Source organism: Streptomyces canus (assembly GCF_001514145.1).
GTDB classification, from domain to species: Bacteria; Actinomycetota; Actinomycetes; order Streptomycetales; family Streptomycetaceae; genus Streptomyces; species Streptomyces canus.
The window spans coordinates 58,577-73,255 of the sequence record NZ_KQ948683.1; the positions used below are offsets into that span (position 1 = coordinate 58,577).

14 protein-coding genes are annotated in these 14,679 nt (G+C 71.5%); all 14 read right to left on the reverse strand.

Going from position 1 to position 14,679, the window contains the following annotated elements:
• Nucleotides 1-99 precede the first annotated feature (99 nt).
• The 14 genes from AQJ46_RS47690 to AQJ46_RS47755 all read right to left on the reverse strand — a co-directional run bounded on the left by AQJ46_RS47690 (nucleotide 100) and on the right by AQJ46_RS47755 (nucleotide 14,635).
• Nucleotides 100-1,242 carry a CaiB/BaiF CoA transferase family protein gene (locus AQJ46_RS47690; protein ID WP_059211610.1) on the reverse strand — a complete coding sequence of 381 codons (1,143 nt, stop codon included), beginning with the start codon at nucleotides 1,240-1,242 and terminating at the stop codon, nucleotides 100-102.
• Between the two features lie 11 nt (nucleotides 1,243-1,253).
• On the reverse strand, nucleotides 1,254-2,489 hold the full coding sequence (locus AQJ46_RS47695) for an NAD(P)/FAD-dependent oxidoreductase (RefSeq protein ID WP_059211611.1): 1,236 nt from the start codon (nucleotides 2,487-2,489) through the stop codon (nucleotides 1,254-1,256).
• Nucleotides 2,489-2,680 carry a ferredoxin gene (locus tag AQJ46_RS47700; protein WP_059211612.1) on the reverse strand — a complete coding sequence of 64 codons (192 nt, stop codon included), beginning with the start codon at nucleotides 2,678-2,680 and terminating at the stop codon, nucleotides 2,489-2,491. The genes AQJ46_RS47695 and AQJ46_RS47700 overlap by 1 nt, the downstream gene beginning before the upstream one ends.
• A 10-nt stretch (nucleotides 2,681-2,690) precedes the next feature.
• A complete protein-coding gene (locus tag AQJ46_RS47705) occupies nucleotides 2,691-4,010 on the reverse strand; it encodes a phytoene desaturase family protein (RefSeq protein WP_107117484.1) in 1,320 nt (439 codons plus the stop codon).
• Between the two features lie 23 nt (nucleotides 4,011-4,033).
• A complete protein-coding gene (locus AQJ46_RS47710) occupies nucleotides 4,034-4,897 on the reverse strand; it encodes an SDR family NAD(P)-dependent oxidoreductase (RefSeq protein WP_059211613.1) in 864 nt (287 codons plus the stop codon).
• Between the two features lie 40 nt (nucleotides 4,898-4,937).
• Entirely contained in the window at nucleotides 4,938-6,107 is a 1,170-nt protein-coding gene (locus AQJ46_RS47715) for an acyl-CoA dehydrogenase family protein (protein WP_059211614.1), read from the reverse strand.
• Nucleotides 6,108-6,117: 10 nt separating this feature from the next.
• Nucleotides 6,118-7,314 (reverse strand): enoyl-CoA hydratase-related protein, encoded by a 1,197-nt coding sequence (locus tag AQJ46_RS47720; protein ID WP_059211640.1) that lies wholly within the window; start codon nucleotides 7,312-7,314, stop codon nucleotides 6,118-6,120.
• Between the two features lie 97 nt (nucleotides 7,315-7,411).
• Nucleotides 7,412-8,605 carry an acetyl-CoA acetyltransferase gene (locus tag AQJ46_RS47725; RefSeq protein ID WP_059211615.1) on the reverse strand — a complete coding sequence of 398 codons (1,194 nt, stop codon included), beginning with the start codon at nucleotides 8,603-8,605 and terminating at the stop codon, nucleotides 7,412-7,414.
• Nucleotides 8,602-10,008 (reverse strand): OB-fold domain-containing protein, encoded by a 1,407-nt coding sequence (locus AQJ46_RS47730; RefSeq protein ID WP_059211641.1) that lies wholly within the window; start codon nucleotides 10,006-10,008, stop codon nucleotides 8,602-8,604. The genes AQJ46_RS47725 and AQJ46_RS47730 overlap by 4 nt, the downstream gene beginning before the upstream one ends.
• A gap of 5 nt (nucleotides 10,009-10,013) precedes the next feature.
• Nucleotides 10,014-11,219 carry an acetyl-CoA C-acetyltransferase gene (locus tag AQJ46_RS47735; protein ID WP_059211616.1) on the reverse strand — a complete coding sequence of 402 codons (1,206 nt, stop codon included), beginning with the start codon at nucleotides 11,217-11,219 and terminating at the stop codon, nucleotides 10,014-10,016.
• Nucleotides 11,220-11,224: 5 nt separating this feature from the next.
• A complete protein-coding gene (locus AQJ46_RS47740) occupies nucleotides 11,225-12,487 on the reverse strand; it encodes an acetyl-CoA hydrolase/transferase family protein (RefSeq protein WP_059211617.1) in 1,263 nt (420 codons plus the stop codon).
• Between the two features lie 11 nt (nucleotides 12,488-12,498).
• Nucleotides 12,499-12,840, reverse strand: a complete 342-nt coding sequence (locus tag AQJ46_RS58020; protein WP_225887620.1) for a hypothetical protein — start codon at nucleotides 12,838-12,840, stop codon at nucleotides 12,499-12,501.
• Nucleotides 12,841-12,851: 11 nt separating this feature from the next.
• Nucleotides 12,852-13,361, reverse strand: coding sequence for an aromatic-ring-hydroxylating dioxygenase subunit beta (locus AQJ46_RS47750; protein WP_059211618.1), 510 nt, complete (start codon nucleotides 13,359-13,361; stop codon nucleotides 12,852-12,854).
• On the reverse strand, nucleotides 13,358-14,635 hold the full coding sequence (locus AQJ46_RS47755; protein ID WP_059211619.1) for an aromatic ring-hydroxylating oxygenase subunit alpha: 1,278 nt from the start codon (nucleotides 14,633-14,635) through the stop codon (nucleotides 13,358-13,360). Before AQJ46_RS47755 ends, AQJ46_RS47750 begins: the two co-directional genes overlap by 4 nt.
• Between the last annotated feature and the right edge of the window lie 44 nt (nucleotides 14,636-14,679).

Genomic DNA, 14,679 nt, shown 5'->3' on the forward strand with positions numbered 1-14,679 from the left:
CGATCAGGTGGCCGCGGCCGGCTGAGGAACGGTTCCCCACGCATCTCCGGCCGGCACGCATCGGCGTACGCCCGTGTGCGACGCACGTTTGTGGGTCTCTCACGCCTGCACGGCGGCCCCCGACCCCAGCAGGTCTTCGGCGCCCTGGACTTCCCATGCCTTCAGGACTTCGGCGGTGTGCCGGCCCGGCACGGGCGGGGGCGATCCGAGGGCGGTGGGTGTGGCCGAGAAGCGCGGCGCGGGCGCCGGCTGGAGGACGCCGTCCTGTTCCACCAGCGTGCCGCGGGCCTTGAGGTGTGGGTGGTCCGCGGCCTCGCGCAGGCTCATCACCGGTGCCACGCACGCGTCCGACGCCGAGAACGCCTGGGCCCACTCGCTGCGGGTGCGGCCGGCGAACGCCTCGGCGATGCGCTCGCGCAGCCGCGGCCACCGGGTGCGGTCGTGCTGGGCGGCCGGGTCCTCGTCGAGGCCGAGGACGGCGAGCAGTTCGGCGTAGAACTTCGGCTCCATCGCGCCGACGGCCATGTGGCGGCCGTCGGAGGTCTCGTAGACCGCGTAGAACGGCGCCCCGCCGTCGAGGAGGTTGACGCCCCGTTCGTCCTGCCACATCCCCGTCGCCAGCAACATGTGCGTTCCGGCCAGCAGGTGGGCCGTGCCGTCCACGATGGCGGCGTCGACGACCTGCCCCCTGCCGGTGCGGTCGGCCTCGCGCAACGCCGCCAGGACACCGATGACCAGATACGTTGCTCCGCCGCCGAAGTCGCCGACGAGATTGAGCGGGATCTGCGGCGGTCCGCCGGCGCTGCCGATGGCGTGCAGGGCGCCCGTCAGCGCGACGTATCCGATGTCGTGCCCGGCCAGTTGGGCCATCGGCCCGTCCTGGCCCCAGCCGGTCATCCGGCCGTAGACCAGGCGGGGGTTACGGGCGAGGCAGTCCTCGGGGCCCAGGCCGAGCCGTTCGGCGACGCCCGGGCGGTAGCCCTCGATCAGTACGTCGGCCCGGGCCGCCATGTCCAGCACGGCCCGTACGGCGTCGGGCTGCTTCAGGTCGAGCAGGACGGACTTCTTCCCGCGGTTCAGGATGTCGAGGTGTTCGAAGCCGGGGAACAGCCCGCTGCCGCCCGGGCGGTCGATGCGGACCACCTCGGCACCCAGGTCCGCGAGTGTCATCGCGGCGAACGGGCCGGGGCCGAGCCCGGCGAGTTCCAGTACCCTGCATCCGGACAGCGGGCCGCCTGCCATTGTTCTCTCCCTCATGCGTGAGCGGTTTCACGGGCCTTGCGCCGCGTCTGCGCGAACGTGAGGGCGTCCGCCCACGAGGCGCCCCGGGTGATCAGTCCCCGGTACTTCATGATCTCGGTGGGCCTGTTGACGGCCAGGGCACCCACCAGCCGGTCACCGGCGCGGTAGAGCGCGACCCCGCGGTGATCCCGCTCGATGTCGCCGTCGACCACCGAGATCTCGTCCGCCTCGGGAATGCCGACGAACTGGATACGGGTGTCGTACTGGTCCGACCAGAAGTACGGCACCGTCGAGTACCCTCTGGCCGCCGCCGGGTTCAGCGCGTTGCGGGCGGCCAGGGCGCCCTGTTCGGCCGCGCTGGTCCAGTGCTCCAGGCGCATGGGCCGGTCGAAGAGCGGGTTGTGCCACCGGGCGACGTCGCCGGCCGCGTACACGCCTTCGGCTCCGGTGAAGAGCGTCTCGTCGCAGACCACGCCGTTGTCCAGGGTCAGGCCGGAACCCTCCAGCCAGTCGGTGGCGGGCACGGCTCCGGCACCGACCACCACCAGGTCGGCGTCGAGTGCGGTGCCGTCGGAGAGCCGGACCCGTTCGATGCGTCCTTCACCCTCCAGCGCGGTGACGCTCACCCCGCACCGCAGATCGGTGCCGTGGCGCAGGTGCAGTGAGGCGAGGGCACCGCCCATGGTCTCGCCGACGGCGCGCACGAGCGGGGTCGGCTGTGCCTCGACCACGACGACGTCAAGACCGCGCTTCCTGGCGGCGGCCGCGGTCTCGGCTCCGATGAAGCCGGCGCCGATCACCACCGTCCGGGCTCCCGTGTCGAGTGCCCGCCGGACGGCCACCGCGTCGTCCACGGTACGCAGCGTGTGGACACCGTCCAGGCCGCGCATGCCGGGCAGTTGACGGGCGGTCGAGCCGGTGGCGATGACCAGGGCGTCGTATCCGATGGACTGTCCGCCGACGCCGACCGCCCGGTTGCGGGTGTCGAGGAAGGTGGCGGGGGTGCCGAGCAGGAGTTCCACCCCGAGATCGGCGCGCAGCACCTCCTCGGTGCGGAAGGCCGGCATGGTCCCCTGCTCGCCGGTCGCGTCGAGGAACTCCTTGGACAGCGGCGGCCGGTCGTACGGGAGATGCCGCTCGGCGCCGACGAGGGTGATCCGCCCGTCGAAGCCGTCCTTGCGGGCGGCCTCGACGGCGCGCAGCCCGGCCAGGGAGGCGCCGACGACGACGAGGTGACCGGGGCCCATCAGGACTCCAGCCGAAGCGCCTCGGTCGGGCAGCCGGCGATGGCTTCCTCGACATCGGCGAGAGTTCCGGCCGGCACGGTCTCGGTCTTCAGCACGAGGTCTCCGGCGTCGTCCACTTCGAACACCTCGGGTGCCAGGGACTCGCAGATCCCCAGGCCCGTGCACTTGGTGCGGTCAACAATGATCTTCATCGGTGCTCCTTCACGCTCCGGTCGGCTCGCCGCCGACGCCGACCGGGTAGTGCCGCTGGATCTGCTCGACGACGAGCTTGGCGGTCTCGGCGCAGGCCGTGGTGCCGCCGTTGGCGTACTCCTTCACGGCGTCGCCGACGTTCCAGAGGTTGGGAATGGGGGTGGTGTGGGGCAGGTCGAAGCCCGCCACCGCGCGTTGCGGGGGCCAGCCGTCGCGGGTGACGACGGTGGACAGGACGCGGGCCCGGTCGAAGCCCGGGATCTGGTCGCGGAGGTCGGCCATGAGCAGTTCGGTCTCGGCCGCCTCGTCGAAGTCGCCGACGGCGGGCTGGGGTACGGCTGTTCCCACGTAGAGGTGCCAGCCTTCCGGTGCCATCTCCGGGCAGGTCGCGGTGAAGTTGGCGACGTAGCACATGCGGCGGGTTTTGGCGAAGCTGAGCAGGCCCGGTGCCGTGATCAACGGTTCCCGGCTGGCGAAGTTGACCGAGATCATCGCGCTGGGACGGTCGCCGCTGCGTACCGATGTCAGGTACCCCGCGGGGAAGTGCTGCTCACCGACCAGGCCCACGGTGGCGGCCGGGCCGGTGTCGCTCACCGCGAACCGGCAGGCGACGTGGGTGTCCTGGCCGTCGCGGGCGATGAGCGCACCGGTGACCCGGCCCGCGTCCACCGTCAGTTTCCGCACCTCGCTGTCCAGCCACACCTCGCCGCCGCCCGCGGTGATCACATCGGCGAGTGCGTTCCAGATCCCGATGGTGCCGTCGGGGCAGAAGCCGAACTTCTTGAAGGCGCTCCTGCGGGTGAAGTAGGTGAGGAAGACCCGGGCGGGCAGTTCCTCCGAGCCGACCGCGAAGACCGATCCGCACATGTTGCGGAAGACTCCGTGCACCGACTCGTTCTTGGTGTAGCGGCGGATCCAGTCGGCGGTGGACAGTGCGGTGTCCGGCAGACCGCTGTCCTCACGGGCGGCGCCGATACCGCTGAGCAGCTTGGCGCCGTGGCGGGTCAGCCTGGACAGCAGCATGCCCCAGCCGCCGCCGGTGATGTCGGCGTCCTTGCCGCCGATGCGGTAGAGGATCGGCGGATCGGCCCGGCGGACGTCGAACTCGGCGCCGACCTCCTCGAAGGTCTCCTGCGTGATGCCGCCGACCTCGATGACGATGGCGCCGTTGTTGACCTTGAAACCGTCGATCTCGTGCGTCGAGGCCCGGCCGCCCACGCGGTCGAGGCGTTCCACCACGAGGGCGCGGTAGCCGAGACGGGTCAGGCGGGCCGCGGCGAACAGGCCGCCCGCACCGGCGCCGACGACGAGGGCGTCGAAGGATTTCACGATGGTGTCTCCTGTCCGGGCCCTCAGCCCAGCGGGTTGGTGCCGAGCTCGGAGGCGTCCATGTCCGTGATGTCGGGCCAGCGGTCGGCGACGTCCTGGAGGGTCGGGGTGCCGGCGAAGGTCACGCCCTTGGAGGCGAACTGCGCCACCCGCTGGACCCGGCCGCCGCCGGCGACCAGCACCGTCCCGGTGTCGGTGCATTCGTCGGTCAGCAGATGGGCGACGACCGGCGCCACGAACTCGGCCGGAAGCCTCTCCAGCAGCTCGGCCGGGGCGACGTCCTCACTCATGCGGGTCCTGGCCAGCGGTGCGACGGCGTTGGCCAGGATGTTGTACTTGCGTCCCTCGACGGCGAGCGTGTTGACCAGGCCGACCAGACCGAGCTTGGCGGCGCCGTAGTTGGCCTGCCCGAAGTTGCCGTACAACCCGGAGGTGGAGGTCGCCATGACGACCCTGCCGTGTCCCTGCTCCCGGAAGTGCGGCCAGGCGGCCCTGGTGACGTGGAAGCCTCCGAAGAGGTGTACCTGAACTACGGCTTCCCACTGGTCGGCCGTCATCTTCACGAAGGAACTGTCGCGCAGGATGCCGGCGTTGTTCACCACGCCGTGCACGGCTCCGTACTCCTTCAGCGCGGTGCCGATCACACCCGCGGCGCCCTCCTCGGTGGCCACGCTGTCGTGGTTGGCGACCGCCTGTCCGCCCGCGGCGCGGATCTCCTCGACCACCGCGTCGGCCATCGCGCTGCCGGATCCGGTGCCGTCCCGCGCGCCGCCGAGGTCGTTGACGACGACCCGGGCGCCGTGCCGGGCCAGCAGCAGCGCGTACTCGCGCCCGAGTCCGCCGCCCGCGCCGGTCACCACGACGACCCGGTCCTGTACTCCTGACATGTGCGCGCTCCTCGTTGTTGTCATGGGTGGGGGGTGGGTTTCAGTACGAATTCGGCAGGTTCAGGCTGTGCTGGGCCACGAAGTTGAGGACCATCTCCCGGCTGACCGGCGCCGTGCGCAGCATGCGGGCGACGAACCACAGATCGGCCAGTCCGTACTCGCGCGACAGGCCGTTGCCGCCGTGGGTCTGGATCGCCTGGTCGAGCGCCTTGAGCGACGCGTCGGCCGCGGTGAACTTCGCGATGTTGGCCGCTGTCGCGGCGTTCTCGCCGGCGTCGAACATCTCCGCGCTCCGGGCCGTGGCGAGCCGGGCGAGTTCCACCCCGATATGTGCTTCGGCGAGGGGGTGGGCGATGCCCTGGTGGGCGCCGATGGGAGTCGACCAGACCTTGCGCTCGGCGGCGTAGTCGCGGGCCTTGGCCACCGCGTAGCGGCCGATGCCGTTGCTGAGCGCGGAGGCGGTGACGCGCTCCGGGTTGAGGCCGGCGAAGACCTGCCGCAGCCCCTTGCCACGCTCCCCGATGAGGGCATCGTGCTCCACCCGTACGTCGTCGAGGAAGAGGGTGAACTGCTTGTCGGGGCAGACCAGTTCGGTCTCGATCGGCTGGAAGTGCAGGCCGGGTGCGTCGACGGGGACGACGAACAGCGACAGCGGGGATGATCCGGAGGAGGACGGTGCCAGGTCACCGTCCCTGGTGACCACCAGCACCGCGTCCGCCTCGTCCAGAGCGGAGATGTAGTACTTGGCGCCCGAGACGATCCACCCTCCCCTGTCGTCTGAGCGGGCTGTAGTGGTGATCGCGTGGCTGTTGGATCCGGCGTCCGGCTCGGTGAGGGCGAACGCCATCTTCCGGCGGCCGGAGGCGAGGTCCGGCAGCCAGGCGCTCTTCATCTGCGGGGAGGCGTGGGCGGCGAGGATCGAAGCGCAGATGGCCGGCGAGATGACGGCGCTGAGCAGCGGCAGCCCGTGGGCCGACAGTTCCTCCAGCACCACGACGAGTTCCGCGAGGCCCGCTCCCCCGCCGCCGTACTCCTCGGGGAGGTGGACGCCGAGCAGCCCGGCTTCGCCGAGTTCGGCCCACAACTCCCGCACGCCGCCGTTGTTCCGGGCGCGTTCGGCGTAGTACGCGTGCCCGTAGCGGGCGGCGATCTTGGCGGTGCTCTCCCGGATCAGCCGGTGGTCGTCGCTGTCCGTGACGAATGCGGTCATCCCCACGCCCTTACCGTCCCTCGAATGTCGGCTTGCGCTTTGCGATGAAGGCGGCGACGGCCGCCGATGCGTCCGACGTCGCGGCGGTGCGCGCGATCCCGTCCGACTCGGCGGTCAGCTGCTCGGACAACGTGGCGGACCACGAGTCGCGCAGCAGCCGGCGGATCTCGCCGTAGGCCCGGGTGGGGCCGTCGGCCAGCCTCCGGGCGACGGCGAGGGCCTCGGCGGCCAGTGCGTCGGCCGGCAGCACGCGGGTCACCAGGCCCCATTCGGCGGCCTCCTGGGCGTCCAGCACCCGCTGCTCGAGGTAGAACTCAGCGGCGCGGCGCGGCCCGACGAGCCGGGGCAGGAACCAGGAGTTGCCGCCGTCACCGGACAGGCCCAGGGCCGTGAACCCGGAGGCGAACTTGGTGCCCTCGGCGGCCAGCACGATGTCCGCGCAGTACAGCAGGCCGAGCCCGCCGCCGGCGGCGGCACCGTGCACGGCGCAGACGACCGGCGCGTCGAGCCGGCTGAGGATGCGCATCGCCTCGTGGTACGGCGAGGTCATCCGGCGCAGCTTGGTGGGCAGCCCGGCGGCGGTGCTCTGGGCGAAGACGGAGATGTCGCCGCCCACGGTGAAGGCGGGGCCGTTGCCCGTGATCAGTACCGCCCGCACGCCCGGGTCGGTGGCGAGACGCTGGGCCACCTCGTACAGGTCGGCGGCCATGACCTCGTCGAGGGCGTTGCGGGTGTGCGGGCGGTCGAGCCGGATCTCGGCCAGCCCGTCGGTTACGCGGAGGTCGATGGTCGACAGACCCTGTGCGGACCCCAGGGCCGTGGTCCAGCGTGCGCTGTCCGTCAGCTGAACGAGTCCGGTGATCTGCTCCTCGTCGAAGCGCAGGAGGTGGAAGAACTCCGCGTCGAGCTTGCCTCCGCCCTCCCTGGCCGCGCCGACGTACCGGCCCAGGACCAGTACTTGTCCGTCGTCCAGGTGGCGGTACTCGGCAGGTTCCGCCCGGGCGTCGTAGCTCCTGGCGATCTGGCCCCAGAAATTCCGGCGCATGGCGTCCGGCCCGGTGTACGTCCCGCCCAGGCCCATGGGGAGCCCTTCGGTGGTGCGGCCCTCGAATTCGGGGTGCAGGATCTCGTCGAGTCGCTTCCGGTCACCACAGGCCAGCGCCTGGTAGAGCCCGGCCGCTATCGCTTCCTTCTCGTCACATTGCACGCTGACAGCCTCCACGTTTCATTAATCTAATATAGATAAAATTCTGAGGGCGGGTCAACGCCCCCGGCGGACGAATCGCTCACCCGAGGGTCGGGCCTCACCCGAGGTCGGGCCCCACCACCGAAACGAACGAGACACACCCGCCCGGCCGCCCGCCCAGGTTGTGGGTGAGGCCGAGAGTTGGATCGGCGAGCTGGCGCTCGCCCGCTTCGGCCCGGAACTGCAGCCAGCACTCGTAGAGCATCCGCAGCCCGCTCGCGCCGACCGGATGGCCGAAGGACTTCAGCCCGCCGTCCGGGTTCACCGGCAGCCGGCCGTCGAGCTGGAAGGCGCCGTCCAGGACGTCCTTCCACGCCTGGCCGCGCTCGGCGAACCCGAGGTCCTCCATCAGCACCACCTCGGTCGGTGTGAAGCAGTCGTGCACCTCGGCGAGCGAGATCTGGCTGCGCGGGTCGCTGATCCCCGCCTGCCGGTAGGCGTCGGCGGCGGAGCGGACCACCTCCGGGAAGGTGGTGTAGTCGTAGCCGGGGTCCATGGCGCCCCGGGCCGGTCCCGCGACCAGGGACAGGCCCTTCACGTACATGGGCCGGTCGGTGTACCGCAGGGCGTCCTCGGCCCGGACGATCAGCGCGCAGGCCGCGCCGTCGGAGACCCCCGAGCAGTCGAAGACCCCGAGCCGGCCCGCGACCAGGGGCGCCCGCTCGATCTTCTCCTTCGAGACCGCCGAACGGAACTGCGCCTTGGGGTTGAGGGCCCCGTTGGCGTGGTTCTTCCACGCGACGTGCGTCATCGCCTCCCGCATCGCGGCCGGTTCCACCCCGTACCGGTCGCAGTACGCCGGATCGAGCAGGGAGAAGGCGGCCGGCGCGGTCAGCGACAGTTCGGGGGCGGTGCCGTCGCCCGGCGGGTCGGAGCGCAGCAGCCCGGAGAAGCCGGAGTCCTTGAGTTTTTCCACGCCGACCGCCATCACCCGGTCGTACGCTCCCGAGGCGACCGCGTAGCAGGCGTTGCGGAAGGCCTCGGAGCCGGTGGCGCAGTAGTTCTCCACCCGGGTGACGGGTTTGTAGTCCAGGGACAGCGGACGGCTCAGCGTCATCCCGGACTGCCCGGAGCCGAGGGTGCCCAGCCAGTACGCGTCCACGTCCTCGGCGGCCAGCGCCGGGGTCGCCGCGAGACACTCCCGGGTGGCGTCGAGCAGGAGGTCGTCGGCCGAACGGTCCCAGTGCTCGCCGAATCGGGTGCATCCCATGCCGACGACCGCCACCCGGTCGCGGATGCCGTTGCTGCTCATGCCGTGCTCCCGTCCACGCTTGCCTCTTTGGTCGTACGGACCTTCCAGAAGTAGTTGTGCACTCCCTGGGCGGTGTGCAGCCGCCGGAAGACCGGTTCGACCCGGGTGCCGACGGCCAGTTGGTCCGCCGCTCCGTCAGCGATCTCCAGCGTGCAGCGACCGCCTCCGTCGAAGTCGACGACCGCGTCGATCAGCGGCGGCGAGGGCGAGTACGCGAGCCGGTCGACGGTGTACGTCGCCACTGTGCCGCGTGCTCCGGCCAGCGCCACGGGCGTCATCGCGTCCACCGCCGCGCACTCCTTGCACACCCGGGCGGGCGGCAGGTGGACGAAGGCGCACCGCTGGCACCTGCTGCCGGTGAAGGCGAACTTCCACCCTCTCCCCCGCGCCGACGGCGGACCCGCCGGACGTTCGGGCTCAGGGCGGCGCGGGGGCTCGCGGTCCAGCCACCCGCGCCAGGTCAGGTACGTTGCGTACGGGACGTCCCGGCCGCCGGCGAGCTGCTGGGCGACGGGCTCGGGCTGCCGGGCCGCGGGGAGCCGGTCGGTCGTCCGCAGCAGTACGGCGTCGCAGCCGTCCGCCGCCGAGAGCAGCAGGATCGTCTCGTCGGCGCCGGCGCGGTCGAGCGCGTCGGCCAGGGCGAGGCCCGCGTCGGCGGTGCCGGCGTGGCCGATGGGTGAGCCGCCCGCGGAAAGACGCGCGGAGAACACCTTCGTGGCACGTTTGCGGACCGCCGAGTTGGGTGAGACCAGCACGACGTGGTCGGCCTGCCCGGCGCCGGCGGCCTTCAGGGCACGCTGCCCCACGTCCTCGATCAGCGGCAGATAGCGCTCCAGGCCGAACCGTTCCTCCCACTGCTCGCCGGCCCGGTTCTCCGGGACCCGCCAGCGGTCCAGGAACTCGGCGGTCGCCGAGGTGTGAGCGAGGATCTCGGCCACCGCCGATCCCGCGTCGCCGAAGAGGAAGGCCGCCGCCCCGTCTCCCCCGTCCCGCTCGTCCGCCGAGCCGGGCCGGCCGGTGCGTACGTCGGACAGCACGGCGAGCCCGCCACCGCGCCAGGCGGCCCGCAGCGCGGCGATGCCGGAGCGTGCCGAGCCGGCCAGGTCCGCCGCGAAGGCGTCGTGCGGCAGGCCGAGCGCGGCGTGCAGGGCGGCGGCGTTGGTCTTGTCGAGGTAGGCGGGTGAGGTGGTGGCGAAGTACAGCGCGTCGGGCGCGCCGTGCCCGGGCAGGGCGCGGTGGGCCGCTTCGACGCCCATGGTGGTGCTGTCCTCGTCGAAGGAGGCGGCGATCCTCGCCCCGCGCCCCGCCTTGATGCCGAGCGCGGTGCCCAACTCCTCGGGCTGAAGGCGGTGTCGGGGGAGGTAGGCGGCGTAGGAGACGATGCCGTAGGGGCTCGGGTTCATGATGGTCACGCCGCCTCGAAGATCGCGGCCATGCCCTGGCCGCCGCCGATGCACATGGACTCCAGGGCGTACCGGCCGCCCCGGCGCCGCAGTTCGTGCAGCATCGTGGCGAGGATGCGGACCCCGGTGGCGGCGATGGGGTGGCCGAGCGAGATGCCGGAGCCGTTGACGTTGAGCCGGTCGTCGTCCTCGTCGTACGTGAGCCCCCAGCCCTTCAGGACGGCCAGGACCTGGCAGGCGAACGCCTCGTTCAGCTCGACCAGGTCCAGGTCGTCGAAGCCGAGCCCGGTTCTGGCGAACAGCTTCGCAACCGCCGGGACCGGCCCGATGCCCATCATCGAGGGCTCGCAGCCGGCCGCCGCCCAGCCGCGCAGGAACCCGATCGGCTCCAGGCCGAGTGCGTCGAGCTTGTCCTCGGCGACCACCAGGCAGGCCGCCGCGGCGTCGTTCTGCTGACTGGAGTTGCCCGCGGTGACGGTGCCGCCCGGCATCACCGTGCGCAGTTGGGCGAGGGTGTGCGGGGTGGAGTCGGGGCGGATGCCCTCGTCCCGTACGAAGGGGACGGCCTCGCCGCGTCGCTGGGGGACCTCGACCGGCACGACCTCGTCGGCGAAGCGTCCGGCTTCCCGGGCCGCGGCGGCGCGCCGGTGGCTGCGGGCCGCGTACGCGTCGGCTTCCTCCCTGGTGATCGCGTACCGCCCGGCGAGATTCTCGGCGGTCTCGACCATGCCGCTGATCGGGCCGAACCGCTCCTGCGGCTGCGAGCGTTCACGGCCGCGGTCGAGCCGGTCGTGGAGCTGTACGGAGCCGGAGCGGGTGCCCCAGCGGACGTTCGTGGAGTAGTGCTCGATGTTGCTCATGCTCTCCACGCCGCCCGCCAGCACCACATCGGCGGCGCCGGTCTGCACCATCATCGCCGCGGTGACCACGGCCTGCAGTCCGCCGCCGCAGCGCCGGTCGAGCTGGAAGCCGGGCAACGCGACCGGCAGTCCGGCGTTCAAAGCGGCCCAGCGCCCGATGCACGGGGCCTCGGAGTTGGCGTACGACTGCGCGAAGGAGACGTCCTCGATACGTTCCGGGTCGATGCCGGAGCGCTCCACCACCGCCCTGATGACGACGGCCGCCAGGTCGTGCGCGGGGAGCGGGCGCAGCGTCCCGCCGAAGGCACCGACCGGGGTGCGCAGCGGCGCGACGATCGCGGCTCGGGGCATAGCGGTCATGCCGGGGCTCCTTGCTCTTCGAGCGCGGCTTCCAGCGCCGCACGGTGGTCTGGGTGAGCGATGGCGAGCATCCGTTCACGGCGTACGCGCAGGGGTTGTCCCCGCAGGTCGGCGACCCCGTACTCGGTGACGAAGAGCCCCGCGTCGCTGCGTGAGGTGCTCACCGGGCCGGACAGCCGGGCCACCACACGACTCGCGGGGCCGGCGGTGGAGGGCAGGGCGACGACGGGCAGGCCGCCCGGTGACCTGGCGGCCCCACGCAGGAAGTCCCCTGCCCCGCCGACCGCTCCGACGTAACGCCCCCCGGCCAGTTCGGAGTTGACCTGTCCACAGAGGTCGACCTCGATGGCCGAGTTGATGGCGACCAGCCGGTGCTGCGCCGCCAGCGTCTGCGGGTCGTGGGTGTAGCCGGTGTCGCGCAGCTGGATCGCCGGGTTGCGGTGGGCGAACCGGAACAGCCGCCGGGTGCCCATCAGCAGTCCGGCGACCGCTTCGCCCCGGTCGAGCGTCTTGCGGGCGCCCGTGACGACGCCGGCCTCGATCAGGTCCATCGCCGCGTCGTTGATCAGACCTGAGTGGATGCCCAGGTCACGGCGGTCGGTCAGCAGGCCGAGCACGACCTCGGGGAGCGCGCCGACGCCGAACTGGAGCGTGGCGCCGTCGTCCACCAGGCCCGCCACCCGGGCCGCGACGCGTGCGGTGACGCTGTCCGGTGTGCCGGGCCGCAGTTCGGCGGGCGGGCGTGAGGTGCGGACCACCACGTCGAGATCGGACGCACCGAGCGTACGAGGGCCGTACGTGTACGGGACCTGGTCGTTCACCTCGGCGATCACCACCCGGGCGGTGCGCAGGGCCGGCCCCAGGTAGTCGTCGGCCAGGCCCGGGCTGTAACGGCCGTCGCCGTCGGGCGGCGGGAGCTGGATCAGCACCACGTCCGCGCGCAGAGGGCCCGCGCCGAGCAGGTTGGGGAGGCTGGAGTAGGGCGCGGGCAGCACATCCAGCCGCCCTGCCCGGTGCAGGGCCCGGTTGCCTCCGCTGCCGATGTAGGAGACGAAGGACACCAGGTCGCCGTGGTCCGGGCGGACGGTGTCGGTCGCCGGGATACCGAGGAAGCACCTGAAGTGCCCGATGTCGGCGCGCTGTTGCATCAGCCGCTCGGTCAGGGTCTGTGGCTCGGCGCATGCCTGGCCCCAGACGACGGTGTCGCCCTCCCGTATGTAGCGGGAGAGGTCGAGCGCGCCGGGTGTGACGTCGTCCATGTCCCGGCCCGTCAACTGCCCGCGTCGTCGCGCCAGCGGTGCGCCGACGGATCCAGCAGCCGGCGCAGGTCTCCGTCGGGGAGCCACACCAGGGTCTCGAGTTCGAGCGCGTCCAGATACCGGACCCGTCCGGTGCGCCGGTCCTCCAGCCGCAGCCGGGGGCCGTTGGCCGCAGTGTCGACGCTCACCGCGACCTCGGCGAATTCGCTGCCCACGGTCCCGGCCAGGGCCTGAGTCCCGGTTCCGGTTCCGGTTCCGGTTCCGGTTCCGGTTCCGGTTCCGGTTCCGGTCAGGGTCCCGCTCTCGGTCTCGGTTCCGGTCTCTGTTCCGGTTCCGGTATCAGTCTCGGTCATCGGTACGTTCCTCAGATCAGGAAGGCCAGGGTGGGCAGCGCCCGGTCGTGGTTGACCAGGACGACCTTCTTGTACGCCAGCCGAATCTGCTCGTCGACGACACGCAGCCGGTATGTGGTGCGGCCCGCCCAGGTCTCGTTGCCGCGCTCGCGGGACTCGACCACGACGAAGTTGGCGGCGACCGTGATGTCGCCCGGCTCGCCGGCCCCGTCGGCGTCGTCCAGGATCTCCACGTTGGAGACGATCCGGCGGAGGTTCGACGGCGGTGACTGCGCATAGCGCTTCCCGGTCCTGAGCTGCTTCAGGCGGGTGGAGATGCGGCTGCGGTTGTCGCTGATCACCGACATCCGCTGTCCGGGGTCGGCGTCCGGGTCGCTCGCGGGCACCCAGTAGAGGGCGTCATCGGTCCACAGCGCTTCCCAGGCGTCGTAGTCGTGCTCGTCCGCGTAGCGCGCCTCGCGGTAGAGGAACTGCTCGACCTGGCGCAGGTCCAGTTCTGTCGTAGTGGCTGATGCGGTCACTTCTCCGCCTCCATCAGGTTCCGGTAGTGCGACCAGAAGCCGCGCATGCCCGTCTCGTCGGTCGCGGTTCCGATGCGGAAGCCGTTCTCGTCGGTCCGCTCCCGCTCCACGCCCCGGCGGATGTCGACCCATTCCGGGTCGCGCAGGGCGACGCCGCGCTGGTTGCGTTCGTACATCTCGGTGTCGTCGGCGAGCAGCATTCCGGCCGGGCCCACGGAGCCGACGCACTGCGACACCATCCGCCGGTTCAGTTCGGGTGCGCCCTTGAACTGGACGGCGGTGGAGTGCTGGACACACTCCCCGGCCGAGAGCGGCTGGATGACGAAGAGCTGGATCTCGGCGATGAACAGGTTGGGGAAGATCATCACGTGCGGGGATCCCTCGATGAGGATCTCCTCGGCGGCGGGTCCGTGCAGCTCCCGCATGCGTGCCACGTAGTCGGGCACCTTGGCCTCGGTGGTGCCGAACCAGCGCATCGGCTCGGCGAAACGGCGGAACTCCGGGCGCAGGTCGTTCTCGCTGTGGCCGCCGCCCAGATCGCGGGTCACGGCGGTGGAGTTGTCGCTGTACAGGGCGCCGATCGGGCTGCCGGTGACGCTGAAGATCGAGCCGTGCACGAACTGCGGGTGGTAGCCGTCCGTCTCGTTCTCCGCCAGCAGCTTCCAGTTGGCGCGGGTGCGGTGCTTGAGAAAGCCGGCCGTCAGTTCGACCTCGCCCTCGGGCGAGAGCCGTGCGAGCCGGTCCAGCTCCCCGGCGGCGGCGCCCAGGTGTTCGGCGAGCGTCGGCCCGTCGGGGGCGAAGCTGCCGAAGACGAAGCCCTGGTGGGAGTCGACCCTGGGCACCCGCCCGAGCCCGAGCTCGACCTTTCCCTTGCCGCCGTATCCCTTGTTGTACGGGTAGCCGAGCAGCTCACCGTTGTTGCGGTAGGTCCAGCCGTGGTAGGGGCAACGGAAGGAGTTGGAGTTGCCGCTCGGCGCGTCGCACACCAGGTTGGCCCGGTGGGCGCAGCGGTTGAGCAGCAGGTGCACCTCACCGTCGCGGTCGCGGGTCATGATGACGTCCTGCGGACCGATGTTCTTGCGCACGTAGTCACCCGGTTCGGGCACCTCGCTGACGTGCCCGACGTACACCCAGGTGCGGTACCAGATGCGTTCCAGTTCCTCGGCGAAGATCTCCGGGTCGGTGTACATCGAACCGTGCACCCTTGTCGGCTGGATCAGCCGCTCGTACTTGCCTGCTGGCTCGTGTGCCGTCTCCGGCAGCGTGGCAGTCATCTCCGCCGTCCTCCAAGCGCTTCTGGGCGTACCGCGCCGGCCGG